The organism is Variovorax sp. ISS6 (assembly GCF_056523145.1).
Map to the genome: position 1 here is coordinate 594,652 of NZ_JAWRZC010000002.1, position 16,428 is coordinate 611,079.

A 16,428-nucleotide genomic window follows, 5' to 3' on the forward strand; every position below is an offset into this window, starting at 1 on the left:
GCCTGGGCCTATGCAAAGGGCGGATGACCGCTGGCGTCGTGGATCGGGTTCGCGATGCCGGCGGTGGCGCTGGCGTGGTTTGCGAAGGCGTGAATTCAGTCCGTCGGAATCGTCGAAGCCTCGGGATAGAGATTGGGAAACAGGATACCGAGTGACTGGAAGGGAAAGCCGATGCTCAATTCCGCGCGATGGCTTTCGCTTCGAAGAATGCCGTCTGCGATGAAGCGCGAGATGACCTTTCGCGCGGTGCGCTCCTCCAGGCCGGTCATCCGAATGAAGTCCCCGCGCGACACCGGGCCCGCCACCGCGATCGTCTGCAACGGAAGCACTGCCTCGTCGCGGTACTCGGTGATGCCCTCGGCCGTACGGCGCACGAGGACATAGGCGCGGATGCGTTCCTTGAGCTTCGACAGATCCAGCATCGTGGTCATGAAGCTCACTTGGTCATGGCAGAGTTCCGCGAAGTAGATGCACCAAGCCACCAGCATCTTCTGGCTCAGGTTTCCGCGTCCATCGAGGTCTCCCTGCCGCGCGGCGTCGGCACTGTCGAGCATCGCGTAGTAGCGATCGCGCTGCCGAGCCAATCCGCGGTTGACGGACCAAAGCCCCGCGCTGATCGGAAAAAGAGCGCAGTGTGTCTGCAGGCGAACGGCGCGCCCGTTGCCATCCTCGAAGGGATGCGTCCAGGCCATGCGGTGATGTGCCGATGCAATGGTGTAGAGCACGGCATCGACGCCCCTGAGCCGGGGATACACCTCATCCATGCGCGATAGAAACAGCGGCACCGACTGCCATGCGGGAGGCTGATGCCTGCCCACCGCGACGTCATGGTGTCGCAGCTCGCCCGGCATCACTTCACGGCCGTCTTCGGTCGTACGGTCGCCCAAGGCCAGCCGGCTGTACAGGCTCGCATGCGCCCGGCGGACAAAACCGCTGGTCAGCGCCTCGGCTTCCGTCGCGTGGGTCGCCTCGAGCTCGCGCTCCGCTTCGATATGGGCAAGCGCCAGACGCTGTCGCCTCGCGACATCGGGCTTGTCGGAGAAATCCTGGTTCAGCGCTCGCGCGATATTGGCAGGATGGGTGCCCTGCCCCTCGATGCTGTTCGAGTAGTACGAGTTCATCGAACGCACGATTTCGCAAAGTGCCGCACGTGCTTGGGGGCTGGCCGAGGCCTTCAATCCCGCGGACTTCTCGAAGACAAGACGTGTGAGATCCCGCAGTTCGCCCAACTCCGGCAAGTGCGTCGCCGGCAGCAGCGGCTCGAACCGATGCGGCTGGTCGTAGACGGTCAAGGGGATCGGCTTTTGCTCATGATTTCCGGTTCTTTTGCCGGTTCATTCTGCTTAAAAAATCAATATATATCAACGCCTTATATTCATTTCTGGCGCCATCAGGAAGGCTGCTTTTTCCGGTTGGTTTTCCTGTTCGCTTGCCCCGCCAGTCGCGCGCTCCCCCTCACCCATGCGTCCACCGCCCATGCAACCACCGCGCAACCCCATCGAGCAGATACCCCAGCGCCCCGATCAGCACGATCACCGCCATCAGCTCCGAATAGGCGAGCCGGTCGCGCGTGTCGAGGATGAAGTACCCGAGCCCGGCCGACACACCGAGCATCTCGGCCGGCACCAGCACGATCCAGATGATGCCGATGGCCAGCCGCACGCCCGTGAGCAGGTGTGCGGTGATGCCCGGCAGGATCACGCGCAGCACGGTCTCGCGGCGCGTGGCCGACAGGCTGCGCGCGAGCGTGAGCCAGTGCGGGTCGAGCTGCGCCACGCCGGCCGCGGTGTTGAGCAGGATCGGCCACACGGCCGCGAAGGCCAGCAGGAAATACACCGGCAGGTCGCCCACGCCGAGCACCATCACGGCGATCGGCATCCACGACAGCGGCGAGATCATGCGCAGGAACTGGAACACCGGCGTGCTGGCCTGCGCGAAGCCGCGCCACAGCCCGGTGAGCACGCCCAGCGGCACGCCGAACACGATCGCCAGCGCCAGGCCGATGGCCACGCGCTGCAGGCTCAGCAGCGCGTGCTGCCAGATGTCGGGGCCGGCGACGAGACGTACGAGCGCCAGCGCCGACGGCCAGGGCGCGAAGGCCGCGGCGATCGGCGTGCGCTGCGCGAGCCAGGCGCTGCCGGCCCACCACAGCACGAGCGCGAGCGCGAGGCCGGCCAGCGGCAGTCCGAGGCGGCGGCCCACGTCAGACCGCGATGGTCTCGCGCCGTTGGTAGTCCGGCGCCACGCCGAACACCTGCGGCCCGCCCACGGCCTCGATCGCCTTGCGCACGAAGCGATCGTCGACCAAGTCGCGCGCCACGAACTTCGGATCGAGCGCGCGCAGGAAGGCGTTCTCGCCCTCGATCCGGGTGCCCTGCACGGCGCGCACCAGCTGCTCGGTGTAGGAGGCGAAGGGATAGGGCTGGAAATCGATGCGCCGCTGGCTCCAGCCCTTGTGGCGCACCACGCCGCTGGCCTCGTAGCTCGCGTAATCGGTGGCGGCCAGCACCTTGGCCAGGGTCTGCGGCGGATGCGGCGTGTAGCGCCGCTCGCCCGCGTTCGACAGCAGCCGCGCCGCGTCGAGCCGGTTGTCGCGCGTCCACAGCTGCGCCTTGACGATCGCGTGGGTCACGCGCTGCGCCCACTCGGGTTTCTCGGCGATGTCGCGCTCGGCCAGGAAGGTGACGCAGCAGGCATGGTCCTTCCAGACATCGCCCGAGAAGCGCAGCACCTTGCCCACGCCCGCGATCTCGGCCGCCGCGTTGAAGGGCTCGGCCACGATGAAGCCCGCGATCGAGCGCGCGGCCAGCGCCGACACCATCTCGGCCGGCGCCAGCACCACGAGGTTGACTTCCTTCGGGCCCACGCCGCCGCCGGCGCCCGCGCCCTTGGTGACGGCGCTGAGGCCCTCGGCGCGCAACATGTCCTGCAGCAGCACGTTGTGGATCGAATACCAGAAAGGCACCGCCACGGTCTTGCCGCCGAGGTCGGAGAGCTTGCCGATCTCGGGCAGCACGGTGAGCGCCGAGCCGTTGATGTGGTTCCAGGCCACGATCCTGGCCGGAAACTTCGAGCCATAGCGCACCCACAGCGTGGCCGGCGTGAGCAGGTGGATCACGTTGACCTGGCCCGCGACGAAGGCCTCGACGATCTGTGCCCACGAACGGAACATGCGCGGCGCCTCGGCGCGCAACCCTTCCTTGTCGAACAGCCCGCGCGCATGCGCGATCAGGAGCGGCGTGGCGTCGGTGATCGGCAGGTAGCCGATCTTCACGGGCTGGTCGTCGCCCTTGAAGCCTTGGGCCATCGCATCGCCGGCCGAGAGAAAGGGCGCCGCCACCGCCGCGCCGGCCAGGGCCGACAGCCGCAGCATGTCGCGCCGCGTGAGGCCGCAGTCGCAGGCGGACGAGGCGCAGACATGGGTGGCGCGCAGCGCGGCGCCGTGGGCGGGATTCGGGTCGGTCATTCGACGGGCTTTCTTTCTGGCATGCCGGGTGGCGATTCGATGGAGGAATGACGGCGCGTGGCCTGCAGCGCGGCGAGGATGTCTAGCCGCAGCGTGGTGAAGGCGGCGCCATCGCTGCGCGGGCGCGGCATGTCGACGCGCCACTCGCGCACGATGCGGCCGGGCCGCTCGCCCATCAGCAGGATGCGGTCGCCGACGAGGATCGCCTCGTCGATGTCGTGCGTGACCAGCAGCGCGGCGGTGCGCCAGCGGTGCACCAGGTCGACGAGCAGTTCCTGCATCTCGGTGCGAGTGATGGCATCGAGCGCCGAGAAGGGTTCGTCGGCCAGCAGCAGCACCGGTTCGCGCGCGAGCGCCCGAGCCAGCGCCACGCGCTGTGCCATGCCGCCCGACAGTTGCGACGGATAGAGCCCGCCCTGCCCCGCGAGCCCCACGGCCGCGAGCGCATCGCGCACGCGGCGCGCGCGCAGCTCGCGTTCGAGCTTCGGCTGGCGCGCGAAGTCGAGGCCAAAGCCCACGTTGCGCGCCGCATCGAGCCATGGCAGCAGGCCAGGCTGCTGGAACACCAGCGCCGCGCGCGGATGCGGCGCGCTCGAGGCCTCGCCGAGAAAACGGATCTCGCCCTGCGCATGCCCGACGCCGGGCACCTCGAGCCGCGCGAGCTGCCGCAGCAAGGTGGACTTGCCGCAGCCGCTGCCACCGAGCAGGCAGACGATCTCGCGCGGCGCGACCGCGAGCGATACGCCGCTGAACACCGGCCGCGCGGCATCGAAGCCAAAGGCCAGATCGCGTGCCTCGAGCACCGGGTGCGGCGCGTTCGCGGCCTCGTCGAGGCCGATCTCGGCAGCCAAGGCGCTCACGATGCGGATTGCGCCGCGCGGCGCGCGAGTTCGCCACGCAGTTGCACCACGCTCGGCGTCACGATCGGCACGAACGCCACCTCGCGCCAGTGCCGCGCCAGGCTCAGCGGCTGGTCGCGGTGGTAGCCGCGGCCGCCGCTGGCCTGCAGCTCGAGCTGCACCGCGGCCTGCGCGATGTCGGCCAGCGCGAGCCGGGCGCGGAACAGCGCCTCGGGCTGGGTGCGAAAGCGGCCATCGGCGATGCCGGCATAGAGCCCATCGACCGTGGCATCGAGCGCCTGCCGCTGTTCGACGAGCGATGCGTCGAGCACCGCGCGCCCGGCGCCGCCGATCTGCGCCGCGGTCGCGAGCGCGGCGCGCGCGAGCCCGATCGACAGCCCGCACTGCAGGCCGAGGAACTCGGGCCGTGCCGTCGGCAGGAAGCGGTTGGCCTCGTCGTGGATCAGTTCGTCGGCCGCGAGCCGCGCGCCTTCGATGCGCAGCGAGGCTGTGTTGCTGCCGCGCAGCGCGATGAGGTCGAGGTCGGCGCTGCGCTCCACGCCCGCCTGCTCACTCTGCAGCGCGGCCACGAGCGGCGCGCCGCCATCGGCACGCTGCACCACCACCGCGGCCACGAAGCCCTGCGGCCGCAGGTTGGTGCACCACGGCACGCTGCCGTCGAGCCGCCAGCCGGGCGCGCCCTCCTGCCGCGTCGCCGTGATCTGCAGCGCCTCGATGCCGCCGAGAAACTTCATCGCGTTCGACAGCCCCGAGGCACCGGCCAGCGAGCCGTCGAGCAGCGCGGGCAGCCAGCGCTCGCGCAGCGCCTGGTTGGGCGACTGCAGCAGGTATTCGATGAAGACGCGCTGGCCCCAGAAGGTGAAGGCCGCCGCCAGCGAATGGCCGGCCACGGCGGCGATGGCCTCGATGGCATCGCGCGTGTCGCCGCCCTGCCCGCCGATCGCGCGCGGCACGCCCAGGCCGAACAGCTGCGCGCCCGCGAGCCGCGGCAGCACCGCGTGCGCCTGCGCGTTGTCGCTGTCGAGCGCCTCGGCCTGCGCGTCGAGCCAGTGCCGGTCGGCCTCAGCCAGCATGGGCGGGCGCTGCGTCGGCGCGCAGGTTCTCGGGCAGGTAGGGCTGCAGCTGCGGGTTGACCGCGCTGCCGGCCAGGCTGTTGGCGAAGTTGCACAGCGTGGCCAGGCTCACGCCCAGCACCACCTCGAGCACCTGGCGCTCGGAGAAGCCCGCGCCGCGGAAGGCCGCGAGCGCCTCGTCGCTCACCTTGCCGCGGCTCGCGATCACGGCCTCGGTGAAGGCGCGCACCGCATCGAGCCGGGCCTCGCTCGTGGCCTCGCCGCGCTGCAGCGCCACCACGGCCGAGGCCGGCAGCTTCGCCTGCTTGAGCGCCGCGGCCGAATGGCCGGCCACGCAGAAGTCGCAGCCATGGATGCGCGCGGCCGTGATCTGCAGCACCTCGCGCTCGGCCAGCGTGAGTTCGCCGCGCGCGGTGGTCTGGGCCACGCCGAGGTAGGTCTCGAGCGCCTGCGGCGAATTGGCGAGGATGCCGATCAGGTTCGGCAGGAAGCCGTTGTTGGCGGCGGCGCGCGCCACCAGCGCGCGGCTGGCTTCGGGCGCGGAGGTCTCGGTGTGCAGGGTCAGGCGTGTCATGTCGGTGCGGCTCGTGGGATGCTGGAACTGGCACCGATTCTTCGCGGCGCGCCCGCGGGCATCAATGACCGGGCGTCTCGGATCTGTGCCGGTTCGTCTCGCAGGTCGCTTCGGTACGGTCGAGCCGATGCGCGCGCTGCCAGGCACCCGGCTGCTCGCCGATCACGCGCTTGAAGGTGCGCGAGAAGGCGGCATAGGAGTCGTAGCCCACGGCCTCAGCGGCCTGCGCGATCGACTCGCCCTGCGCCAGCTTGCGCGCCGCGATCTGCATGCGCAGCAGCTGCAGGAACTGCAGCGGCGACTGGCCGCAGGCCTCGCCGAACTGGCGGAAGAAGGCCGCGCGCGAGAGATGCACGCGTTGCGCCATGTCGGCCACGCTCCAGGGCCGCTCGGGCGACTGCAGCAGCGCCGCCAGCAAGGGCGCGAAGCCGCGCCGGCGCAGCAGCCCCCAGAAGCCGCGCGCGTTCGCGTCGCTGCGCGCCACGTGGCGCAGGCCGTAGAAGAACAGCAGGCCGGCCAGCCGGTCCATCAGCACCGAGGGCTCGGTGCCGGCGCGCAGCGCCTCGCCGCGCATCAGGTCGAACAGGGTCGCGGCCGAGGCCATCGCGAGGTCGTCGGCGCGCAGCACCAGGCAGTCGGGAAAGGATTGCGCGACCAGGTCGCGCAGCGGTCCGTCGAACGAGAAGAAGCCGCAGGCCAATGCCGTTTCGCCGAGCGCGGGGCTGGCCGACAGCGGCTGCATCGCGCGCGGCGCGCAGTCGATGCCGGGGTCGGCATAGGGCGAGAGGAAATGCGGCACGTCGCGCATCAGGAACACGCCGTCGCGCGGCGACAGCGCCACCGATGCGAGCCCCGGCCGGTGCAGCCAGCAGCGGCCCTCGAGGATCAGGTGGAAGCTCGCGCGCGCACGGCCCGCCGTCGAGGCGCGCCAGCGGCCGCAGTACTGGCCCACGTGGAACAGCGTGGCGTTCCATTCGAGGCTGCCGAGCAGCCAGTCGGCCACCCGGTCGGCCTGGGCATCGAACCCGGCATCGGCCGACGGGCTGGCAACGTCGGGAATGACGGAGAGGGAAGGCATGGGCCCGCCAGTGTGGCCGAGGCCGCGCGTGGCGCCAAAGAACGAATCGCTGTGAGCTTATGACCCGGAAACGATCCGTTCGCGCTCGTCCGCGGCCTGCGCCGTCATCCGCGCACGACCGAGCTCCGCGCTCACCGCGCCGCTGAGCGTCTCGAGGTCGAAGGGCTTGCGCAGCACGGAATGCGAACCCACCACCTTCTGCACCTCCGCCATGTCGGCATAGCCGGTGGCGACCAGCACGGGCATCTGCGGATAGAGCCGGCGCGCGGCCGCCACGAGCTCGGCGCCGTTCATGCCGGGCATCAGGTAGTCGACCATCAGCAGGTCGGGCCGGCGGCGCTGCAGCTCCTGCAGGCCGCTGTGACCATCGCTGGCCTCGCGCACGGTGTACTGCAGCAGGCGCAGGCCTTCGGCGATGCCCTGGCGGACCTCGGCATCGTCCTCCACCACCAGCACCTCGCTGCGCGGATCGTCCCGCGCGGGCGCGGCGCCCTCGCGCCCGGCCGGCGATGCGGCATCCTCCACCGGCTCGGGCTGCGACAGAGGAAAGCGCAGGGTCACGGTCGCGCCCTGGCCCGGCGTGCTGCGGATCTCGGCCTGGCCGCCCGACTGGCTCGCGAAGCCGTAGACCTGGCTCAGCCCCAGCCCCGTGCCATGGCCATTGGCCTTGGTGGTGAAGAAGGGATCGAACACCTTCGAGAGCACCGCGCTCGGTATGCCGCTGCCGGTGTCCCGCACGCTCACCAGCACCTGCGGGGAACCGTCGGCCGCGCTCGCCAATGCCGTGCCGATGACCAGCTTCCCGCCCTCGGGCATCGCATCGCGCGAGTTCACCGACATGTTCAGCAGCGCCATCTCGAGTTGCGCGCCGTCGAGCATCACCCAGAGTTCGCCGGGCCAGAGCTCGAAGCTCACCCGCACCTTCGAGCCCACCGAGACCTCGATGAGCTCGCGCAGGTTGGTGACCAGCGCATTCACGCCATGCAGCCGCGGCACCAGGCTGCGCGTTCGCGCGAACGACAGCAGCTGCCCGGTCAGGCGCGAGCCGCGCGCCACCGATTCCTTCGCGCGACGCGCGTAATCCGCCAGCTTGCCCTCGGGCGCCAGCCGCGAGATGAATTCCAGGTTGAGGTTGACCACGTGCAGCAGGTTGTTGAAGTCGTGCGCGATGCCGCCCGTGAGGCGGCCGATGGCCTCGAGCTTCTGGCCCTGCACCACGTTGGCCTGCAGCCGTTCGCGCTCGGCGATCTCGCGCATCAGCCAGTCGTTGGCGCCCGCGAGTTCGGCCGTGCGGGTCGCGATGCGCCCTTCGAGCTCGGCGTTGAGCCGCTCGACCGTGGCCTTGGCGGCCTCGATGTCGTTCAGGTGGCGGCGCGTCACGTACTGCCGCTGGCGCGCGCGCAAAGCGGAGCGCGCGGCGCTCGCGAGCGTCTCGGGATTGAGCGGCCGCTCGAGCAGCACCGAATTGCCCAGCTGCTGCAGCGAGGCCTGCGCGCTGGCCGAACGCCGCCCCGACTGGCGCATCGCCAGCACCACGAAAGGCAGGTCGGACCAGGCCGGCTGCCGCGCCAGGCAGGCGCCGAGCGCGCCGTCGAAGCCGCCCGAGAGCGACTCCTCGGTCACGATCGCCGCCGCGGCGGCAATTTCCAGTTCCGCCAGCAGCGATGCCGTGTCGGGGCAGACCAGGCAATCGATGCCCTGGCTCTCCAGCACGGCCCGGATCACCTGCGCATCCCGGCCGCGCGGCGCGAGGATCAGGATGCGGTCTTCCACGCCGCCCCTTTCATGCGGACGGCGTGGCGATATCGCTATCGCCCAGCAGCGGCTGCGTGCCCGTGTAGCGGGCCGCGCCCGACAGCACCCCCTGGAAGTCGGTCAGCGCCTTGCCGACCTCGACGCCGTGCGGTCCGAGGCGGAACTCGCGGATCGACTGCTCGTGCGCGTTGGTGCGGCTCTTGATCACCGAGATCGCCTTCAGCAGGTTGCCGCGCGCCTCGAAGTACCTGAAGTTCAGCATCGCGTCGCTCAGGTAGCTCAGGTCCACGTCGGCGCGCACCTCGCCCACGGTGCCGTGCAGCGACAGAATCAGCAGCGTGGTGAGCCCGCGCAGGTTCAGGTAGGCCAGCAGCTCGTGCATCTGCAGCACCAGGTACTTGCCGCCGGGCATGGCGTGCAGATAGGCATTGAGGCTGTCGATCACCACCATCTGCACGCCGTCCTGCTCGACCGCCATGCGCACCGAGTGCGCGAACTGGCCCGGCGAGACCTCGGCCGGGTCCAGCGTGCGGATCGTGATGTGGCCCGAGCTCATGTAGGGCTCGACGTCGAGCCCCAGCGCCCGCGAGCGCTGCCGCAGCGTGCCCAGGCCCTCGTCGAACAGGTAATAGGCCACCTTCGCGCCGCGCCGCGCGGCCGCCACCGCGCAGCTGATCGCGGTGGTGGTCTTGCCCACGCCCGCAGGGCCCGCCAGCAGCAGGCTGCTGCCGGGTGTCAGGCCGCCGCCCAGCAGGGCGTCGAGCGCCGCGGTGCCGGTCGAGACCACGCGCTCGTCGATCCGCTGCTCGTGTTCGCTGGCCACCAGCCGCGGAAACACCTGCAGCCCGCCGCGGTCGAGGTTGAAGTCGTGCTCGCCGCTGCGGAACTTCACGCCGCGCAGCTTCACCACGCGCAGCCGCCGCTTGTCGGCGCCATAGTCGTTGGTGTTCTGGTCCAGGTGCAGCACGCCGTGCGCGATGCTGTGCAGGTGCTGGTCGCCATCGCCGCCCGAGCGGTCGTCGAGCATCAGCACCGTGCAGCCGCGCTGCGCGAAGAAGCGCTTGAGCGCGAGGATCTGGCGCCGGTAGCGCAGCGCGCTCTGGGCCAGCAGCCGCATCTCCGACAGGCTGTCGAAGACCACGCGCTGCGGCTTCTGCTCGTTGACCAGGCGCATCACGTCGCGCGTGGTCTCCCCGAGCTCGAACTCAGAGGGATGCAGCACCGTCTGCTCGGCCTCCTCGCTGAGTCCCTCGTCGCTCACCAGGTCGTAGACCTCGATGCCCTCGAGCGACCAGCCGTGCGAGGCAGCCACCTCGGCCAGTTCCTCGGAGGTTTCGGACAGCGTGACGTAGAGCCCGCGCTCGCCCGCGGCACGGCCGGCCTGCAGGAACTGCAGCGCGAGCGTGGTCTTGCCCGTGCCCGGCGTGCCCTCGACCAGGTAGAGGTGTTGCGCGGGCAGCCCGCCGCCGAGGATGTCGTCGAGGCCGGGGATGCCCGTGGAGGTGAGTGAGGATGGCATGACAGCGGGGGCGGTTTTTCTGGAAGCAAAGCCCTTTGGGGGCTCCTGCACGGATTTTCCCGTGCCGCCTGCGCCGCCAGAGGGGCGGTTCGGGCACTTCGCGTGTAAGCCGCCGCCTCGTGAAGGCGCCGCGCGGCGGCGCCGTGCCACCGCGATCGGTGGCGCTCAGCCGTGCGCGATCGCGGCCCAAGCCGCGGCGAACAGCGTCGAGCCCGCGGCAGCCAGCAGCCCGCCCACCAGCCATTTGAGCGTGCGCGGCTGCAGCCGGTTGGGCAGCCGGTGATGCAAGCGCGTGGCGGCATAGACCACCGGCATCGCGCAGGCCGCGAGCAGCGCCGCGTGCCACGAGAAGTGCCCGGTCGGCACCACGATCACGAGCCGCACCAGCGAGTTGAACGCGAACATCAGCAGCAGCGCGCGGCGCACCAGCTCGCGGTCCAGCGGCTGCCGGTACATGTGGAACACGATCGGCGGCCCCGAGCTCGAGAACAGCCCGCCGAGCACGCCCGACAGGCAGCCGACGATGGCGAAGCTCTTGCGCCCCGAGATCGCGGGCAGCGGCTTCGCCTGCAGCACCAGCAGCACCGCGCAGCCGAGGATCGACACCCCCAGCAGCGCGCGCAGCCAGTCGACCGCGCTGCCGCTGAGCCAGGTCAGCAGCATCAGCCCGACGATCACGCCCACCGTGCTGCCATTGAGCGCCGGCTTCATCAGCTGCCAGGGCACCGGGCCGGGCCGCGCGCGAAAGTAGGTCCAGGCATTGATCAGGCTCAGCACCGTGGCCGCATTGGCCGCGTCGCTGACGCTCGCGATATGGAACACCGAGACCAGGCCCAGCAGGATCAGGCTGAAGGCGAAGCCGGTGAGGTTCTGGGCGTAGGTGGCGAGGGCGACGCAGGCCATGAAGGCCAGCACCGGGCCAGCGCCGGAGAGGAGGTCTTGCACGGGGCGGGCTTCAGCGGCGCGAGGCGGTCAGGCCTTGCCTGGCGTCGGAGGCTTTGCGAAGCGGCGGGAACGCGCGAGGGCGCCGAGACAGCGATCCGGCGGGATCGGGAACGAACGAGGACACGGGCGAAGACATGGGGAAAGCGGGGGGAGGCGCGGTCGCGGCATGGAGGCGCCTGCAGGCATGGCCGATGTCGGCGGCGACATCGGCACGCCATTATAGGTGGGGCACCTCGGGTGCCCTGGACGCCAAACCAAACGCCTCCTACGCGCCGCCGGCCTTCTCGCTCCCGGCCCCCTGCACCATGGCATCGAGGTACCCCGCCTCCAGCAACAGCCGCCTCACCTGCGAATCCACATGCGCATCCGACAACGCCGGATGCCACTCCCCGTCGCGCCGCCAGCGCCACAGCATCGCGACCACGGTTGAATCGATGTTCGGAAAGACCTCGAGCAGCAGCGAGCCGAAGTCCTGCCGACGGGCGACCAGCCCGCGCTGCAGCAGGTCCTCGAAGACCTGCGTGGGTCGTGCGTCCGACAGCAGCCGGCGCAGCTCGACCTGCCTGAGGTCCAGTTTGCTCATGGTTCTGGAAAGGGTTCCATTGACGATGGGAAGGCCGGGGCCGCGACGGGCGGCGCACGGCGGCGTGCCTTTCAGGATCGCCCATCGATCGCGCATTCGCAAGCCGGTGGCGATTGCCATGGCGCGCGCCCCGGATAGATAGCTTCCCGAAAGCTTCGCTGCCTAGGCTGGTCGGCTCCTTCCTTCTCCGACGTCGTGCCCGCACGGTCGGTCCTTGCCGCCGCACCGATGAGCCTGCGTCCTCCCGCCTCCCGCCGCCGGGTCCTCCTGGTCCTTCTTGCCCTGCTGGCCGTCGCCGGCGGGGCCTTCCTCGCCTGGCGCGCGACACGGTCCGACGCCACGCCGCCCGCGCCGGCCACCGGCGCAGGCAACGCCGCGACCGCCACCGACCCCGAGCAGCTGCGCTATCCGAAGGGCGCGGCCCAGCTCGCGATGATCCGCGCCGAGGCCATGCCGCGCGTGCCGCTGCCGCTGGCCGAACCGCTGAGCGCGCGCCTGGTCTACGACGAGGACGCGACGGCACGCATCGGCGTCGGCTTCTCGGGCCGCATCGTCGCGCTGCGCGTAGGCCCCGGCGACAGCGTGCGCGCGGGCCAGGTGTTGGCCGACATCGATTCGCCCGACTACGGCACGGCGCGCGCCGACCTCGGCAAGGCGCTGGCCGACGAGAAGCGCAAGCAGCTCGCGGCCGAACGCGGGCGCGAGCTGGCGCCGGGCGACGCGATTCCGCGCAAGGACCTCGAAGCGCTCGAGGCCGACCATGCGCAGGCGGCGGAGGAAGTGGAGCGCGCGCGGCGGCGGCTGCAGAACATGAATCCGCGCGGGCTGCGCGGCGAGGGCCAGCGCCTGCAGCTGGTCAGCCCGATGGACGGGCTGGTCGCCGAGCGCACGGCCACGCCGGCACTCGAGGTCGCACCGGGCATGGCGGCGCCGCTGTTCGTGGTCACCGATCCGCGGCGGCTGTGGCTGATGATCGACCTGCCGGAACGACTGCTGGGCCGGATCAAGCTCGGCAGTGCGGTGAGCGTGGAGTCGGATGCCTATCCGGGCCGGCGCTTCGCCGCCACGGTGCGCCAGGTCGGCCATGCGGTCGACACCAACACCCGGCGCGTGCCGGTGCGCGCGCAGCTCGACAACGCCGGGCTCGAACTGCTGCCCGAGATGTTCGTGCGCGCGCAACTGCTGCAGGAAGATGGCAGCGGCGTGCGCGTGCCCAACGAGGCGCTGGTCAACCGCGGCGTGCACAACTATGTGTTCGTCGAGGAGTCGCCCGGTGCGTTCCGGCGCCGCCAGGTCGAACTGCTGGCACAGGGCAGCGACCGCAGCTACGTGCGTGAAGGCCTGGCCGGCAACGAGCGCGTGGTGACGGCGGGCGCGCTGCTGCTCGACGCCGAGCTCACGACCCGCGCGAGCGAGCGGCCGTGATGCAGCGGCTCATCGCCTTCGCGCTGACGCAGCGCGTCTTCGTGTTCGTGCTGGTCGCGGCGCTGGTCGGCTTCGGCGGCTACGCGGCCTCGAACCTGCCGATCGAGGCCTTCCCCGACGTGCAGGACGTGCAGGTGCGCGTGATCTCGCAGCGCACCGGCGCGGCGCCGCAGGACATGGAGCGCTCGGTCACACTGCCGATCGAGCGCGAGGTGGCCGGCATACCGCGGCTGTCGAACGTGCGCTCGGTCACGATGACCGGGCTGTCGATCGTGACCCTGACCTTCGCCGACGGCACCGACGACTACTTCGCGCGCCAGCAGGTGCTCGAGAAGCTCTCGACCGTCGACCTGCCCACCGGCGTGCAGCCGCAGCTCGCGCCGCTGTCGACGGCCGTCGGCGAGATCTACCGCTACACGCTCGAGGCGCCGGGCCTGTCGGAAGTGGAGGCGCGCACGCTGCAGGACTGGACCGTGCGCCCGTTCCTGCGCATGACGCCCGGCGTGGCCGACATCGTCACCTTCGGCGGCGCGCTCAAGGAATTCCAGATCGAGGTCGACCCGGTGGCGCTGCGCAAGTACCAGGTGACGCTGGACCAGCTCGGCCAGGCCGTCTCGAACGCCAACGGCAGCGCGGGCGGCGGGCTGATGCGCCGCGGCGACACCTCGCTGGTGGTGCGCGCCAGCGGGCTGTTCGACAGCCTCGCCGACATCCGCGCGGCGGTGGTCGCCTCGCGCCAGGGCCGGCCCGTGACGGTGGCCGACCTGGCGCAGGTGCGCGAGGGCGAGCGCCCGCGCCTGGGCATTGCCGCGGCGGGCCAGCGCGACAGCATCGTCGAGGGCATCGTCTCGATGACCAAGGGCGGCGATCCGGCCAAGATCAACGCCGAGCTGCGCGAGCGCATCGCGCAACTCGAGCCGCGCCTGCCGGCCGGCGTGAAGATCGTGCCCATCTACGACCGCACGCAGCTCGTGCACCACACGGTGGCCACGGTGGTCGAGAACCTGGTGGTGGGCGCGCTGCTGGTGGTGGCGGTGCTGGTGGTCTTCCTCTCGAGCTGGCGCGCCGCGCTGGTGGTGGCCACCGTGATCCCGCTCGCGCTGCTGTTCGCCTTCATCCTGATCACCGCGCGCGGCGTGTCGGCCAACCTGATCTCGCTGGGTGCGGTCGACTTCGGCATCATCATCGACAGCGCGGTCGTGATCGTCGAGGCGCTGATGGTGCGGCTCGCGGCCAAGACCGCGCTCGACGCCGATACGCCCGAGGCGCGCCACCAGCGCCTCGGCGTGCTGCACCACACGGTCAGCGACCTCGCGCACCCGGTGCTGTTCTCGAAGGCGATCATCATCCTGGCCTTCGTGCCGATCTTCACCTTCCAGCGCGTGGAGGGAAAGATCTTCACGCCGGTGGCCCTGACCCTGAGCTTCGCGCTGCTCGGCGCGGTGCTGCTGACCTTCACGCACCTGCCCGCGCTGCTGGCCACGGTGCTGCAGCGCCGTACCCTGGCCGAGAAGCACAAGCCCTGGCTGGACTGGCTGCAGGCGCGCTACCGCGGCCTGCTCGCCGCGACCATGCGCCACGCCGGCCGCACGCTGTGGCTCGCGGCGCTGCCCGTGGCACTCGCGCTGGGACTGGCACCGCGGCTGGGCAGCGAATTCCTGCCCAAGCTCGACGAGGGCAACATCTGGCTGACCATCACGCTGCCGACCTCGGCCGCGCTCGAGACCACCAAGCAGGTGGAACGCAGCGTGCGCGCCACCCTGCTGACGTATCCCGAGGTGGCGCGGCTGATCAGCCAGGTCGGCCGGCCCGACGACGGCTCCGACCCGAAGGGGCCGAACAACCTCGAGATCCTGGTCGATCTGCAGCCGCGCTCGGGCTGGCGCTTCGCGGGCAAGGAGGCGCTGATCGCCGACATGTCGGCCAGGCTGGAAGACATCCCCGGCATCAGCACCAATTTCTCGCAGGTGATCCAGGACAACGTCGAGGAGTCGCTGTCGGGCTTTCGCGGCGAGATCGTCGCGAAGGTGATCGGCAACAACCTCGACATCCTCGACGAGCTCGGCGAAAAGGTGGCCACCACCTTGCGCGGCATTCCCGGTGCCACCGACGTGGACAGCACGCGCATCGGCGGGCAGAGCGAGCTGGTCGTCACGCCCGACCGCGCGCGGCTCGCGCGCTACGGCCTCACGGTCAACGACGTGGACAACGTCATCGGCCAGTCGATGTCGGGCAGCTCGACCACCAGCTTCTACGACGCCGACCGCCGCTTCGACGTGGTGGTGCGGCTCGCCCAGCCGCACCGCGACAGCGTGGACGCGGTGCGCGGACTGCAGCTCGCCGTGGCCGGCACGCAGGTCGGCAACGGCCCCGGCACCATCTCGCTGGGCGAGGTCGCGAACGTCGAGGTGCGCCAGGGCGCCTCGCGCATCTTCCGTGAGTCGGGCTCGCGCATGGTCATCGTCAAGGTCAACCTGCTGGGCCGCGACCAGGGCAGCTTCGTGGAAGAGGCCCAGCGCACCGTGGCGCGCCAGGTCGCGCTGCCGCCGGGCTACCAGCTGGTGTGGGGCGGTCAGTTCGAGAACTCGCAGCGGGCCGCGGCGCGGCTCGCGGTGATCGTGCCGTTCACGGCGCTGCTGATCTTCTCGCTGCTGTTCTGGGCCTTCCGCTCGGTGCGGCTGGCCTCGCTGGTGCTGGGCATGGTGCCGTTCACGCTGGTGGGCGGGCTCGCGGCGCTCGGGCTCGCGGGCCTGCACCTGTCGGTCTCGGCCGCGGTCGGGTTCATCGCGGTGGCGGGCATCTCGGTGCAGAACGGCGTGATCATGGTCGAGGAGATCATGGCGCGCGTGCGCTCGGGCGCGGCGGTCGCGACGGCGATCGTCGAAGGCGCGACGACGCGGCTGCGCCCGATCCTGATGACGGCGCTGATGGCGGGCCTGGGCCTGCTGCCGGCCGCGCTCTCGCACGGCATCGGCAGCGAGACGCAACGGCCCTTCGCCTGCGTGATCGTGGGCGGCATCGTCACCGGCACGCTGTTCACGCTGCTGGTGCTGCCGGTGGCGATCCGCCGCTTCGGCGATTTCTACGACGAGCCGCAGCAGGCGCGCGAGGCGCGCCCGGCGGCCGCGCCCTGATGCACCGGAGTCCGCG

The 16,428-nt window shown here is 70.9% G+C and carries 13 protein-coding genes; 2 read left to right on the plus strand and 11 right to left on the minus strand.

Annotated features, from left to right (window positions below):
- Positions 1-95: 95 nt before the first annotated feature.
- The 11 genes from AC1HIL_RS34395 to AC1HIL_RS34445 all read right to left on the minus strand — a co-directional run bounded on the left by AC1HIL_RS34395 (position 96) and on the right by AC1HIL_RS34445 (position 11,973).
- Entirely contained in the window at positions 96-1,292 is a 1,197-nt protein-coding gene (locus tag AC1HIL_RS34395) for a Fic family protein (protein WP_296736055.1), read from the minus strand.
- A gap of 163 nt (positions 1,293-1,455) precedes the next feature.
- Positions 1,456-2,202 carry an ABC transporter permease gene (locus tag AC1HIL_RS34400; RefSeq protein ID WP_296736052.1) on the minus strand — a complete coding sequence of 249 codons (747 nt, stop codon included), beginning with the start codon at positions 2,200-2,202 and terminating at the stop codon, positions 1,456-1,458.
- Position 2,203: 1 nt separating this feature from the next.
- Entirely contained in the window at positions 2,204-3,466 is a 1,263-nt protein-coding gene (locus AC1HIL_RS34405; RefSeq protein ID WP_479669003.1) for an ABC transporter substrate-binding protein, read from the minus strand.
- The gene (locus AC1HIL_RS34410) at positions 3,463-4,326 is read right to left on the minus strand and encodes an ABC transporter ATP-binding protein (RefSeq protein ID WP_479669001.1); all 864 of its coding nucleotides are present in this window, start codon (positions 4,324-4,326) and stop codon (positions 3,463-3,465) included. Before AC1HIL_RS34410 ends, AC1HIL_RS34405 begins: the two co-directional genes overlap by 4 nt.
- Positions 4,323-5,399, minus strand: a complete 1,077-nt coding sequence (locus AC1HIL_RS34415; protein WP_479669000.1) for an acyl-CoA dehydrogenase family protein — start codon at positions 5,397-5,399, stop codon at positions 4,323-4,325. Before AC1HIL_RS34415 ends, AC1HIL_RS34410 begins: the two co-directional genes overlap by 4 nt.
- A complete protein-coding gene (locus tag AC1HIL_RS34420; RefSeq protein WP_479668999.1) occupies positions 5,389-5,973 on the minus strand; it encodes a carboxymuconolactone decarboxylase family protein in 585 nt (194 codons plus the stop codon). The genes AC1HIL_RS34415 and AC1HIL_RS34420 overlap by 11 nt, the downstream gene beginning before the upstream one ends.
- A gap of 61 nt (positions 5,974-6,034) precedes the next feature.
- On the minus strand, positions 6,035-7,051 hold the full coding sequence (locus AC1HIL_RS34425) for an AraC family transcriptional regulator (RefSeq protein WP_479668998.1): 1,017 nt from the start codon (positions 7,049-7,051) through the stop codon (positions 6,035-6,037).
- A 57-nt stretch (positions 7,052-7,108) separates the two neighbouring features.
- On the minus strand, positions 7,109-8,824 hold the full coding sequence (locus AC1HIL_RS34430) for a response regulator (RefSeq protein ID WP_296736036.1): 1,716 nt from the start codon (positions 8,822-8,824) through the stop codon (positions 7,109-7,111).
- A gap of 10 nt (positions 8,825-8,834) precedes the next feature.
- A complete protein-coding gene (locus tag AC1HIL_RS34435) occupies positions 8,835-10,325 on the minus strand; it encodes an ATPase domain-containing protein (protein ID WP_296736034.1) in 1,491 nt (496 codons plus the stop codon).
- A gap of 165 nt (positions 10,326-10,490) precedes the next feature.
- Positions 10,491-11,270, minus strand: coding sequence for a sulfite exporter TauE/SafE family protein (locus AC1HIL_RS34440; protein WP_296736033.1), 780 nt, complete (start codon positions 11,268-11,270; stop codon positions 10,491-10,493).
- A 265-nt stretch (positions 11,271-11,535) separates the two neighbouring features.
- The gene (locus AC1HIL_RS34445) at positions 11,536-11,973 is read right to left on the minus strand and encodes a hypothetical protein (RefSeq protein ID WP_296736031.1); all 438 of its coding nucleotides are present in this window, start codon (positions 11,971-11,973) and stop codon (positions 11,536-11,538) included.
- A gap of 108 nt (positions 11,974-12,081) precedes the next feature.
- Here AC1HIL_RS34445 and AC1HIL_RS34450 point away from each other — a divergent pair, with 108 nt between their 5' ends.
- Both AC1HIL_RS34450 and AC1HIL_RS34455 read left to right on the plus strand, forming a co-directional pair.
- Complete coding sequence (locus AC1HIL_RS34450) at positions 12,082-13,278, plus strand: efflux RND transporter periplasmic adaptor subunit (protein ID WP_261217598.1); 1,197 nt, start codon at positions 12,082-12,084, stop codon at positions 13,276-13,278.
- On the plus strand, positions 13,278-16,412 hold the full coding sequence (locus tag AC1HIL_RS34455; RefSeq protein WP_261217605.1) for an efflux RND transporter permease subunit: 3,135 nt from the start codon (positions 13,278-13,280) through the stop codon (positions 16,410-16,412). Before AC1HIL_RS34450 ends, AC1HIL_RS34455 begins: the two co-directional genes overlap by 1 nt.
- Positions 16,413-16,428: the final 16 nt, after the last annotated feature.

Bases quoted from the DNA above. Each gene is read 5' to 3' on its own strand.
- AC1HIL_RS34450 (WP_261217598.1), top strand. From the start codon at position 12,082: ATGAGCCTGCGTCCTCCCGCCTCCCGCCGCCGGGTCCTCCTGGTCCTT.
- AC1HIL_RS34425 (WP_479668998.1), bottom strand. From the start codon at position 7,051: ATGCCTTCCCTCTCCGTCATTCCCGACGTTGCCAGCCCGTCGGCCGAT.
- AC1HIL_RS34445 (WP_296736031.1), bottom strand. From the start codon at position 11,973: ATGGCAATCGCCACCGGCTTGCGAATGCGCGATCGATGGGCGATCCTG.
- AC1HIL_RS34455 (WP_261217605.1), top strand. From the start codon at position 13,278: ATGCAGCGGCTCATCGCCTTCGCGCTGACGCAGCGCGTCTTCGTGTTC.
- AC1HIL_RS34415 (WP_479669000.1), bottom strand. From the start codon at position 5,399: ATGCTGGCTGAGGCCGACCGGCACTGGCTCGACGCGCAGGCCGAGGCG.
- AC1HIL_RS34435 (WP_296736034.1), bottom strand. From the start codon at position 10,325: ATGCCATCCTCACTCACCTCCACGGGCATCCCCGGCCTCGACGACATC.
- AC1HIL_RS34420 (WP_479668999.1), bottom strand. From the start codon at position 5,973: ATGACACGCCTGACCCTGCACACCGAGACCTCCGCGCCCGAAGCCAGC.
- AC1HIL_RS34405 (WP_479669003.1), bottom strand. From the start codon at position 3,466: ATGACCGACCCGAATCCCGCCCACGGCGCCGCGCTGCGCGCCACCCAT.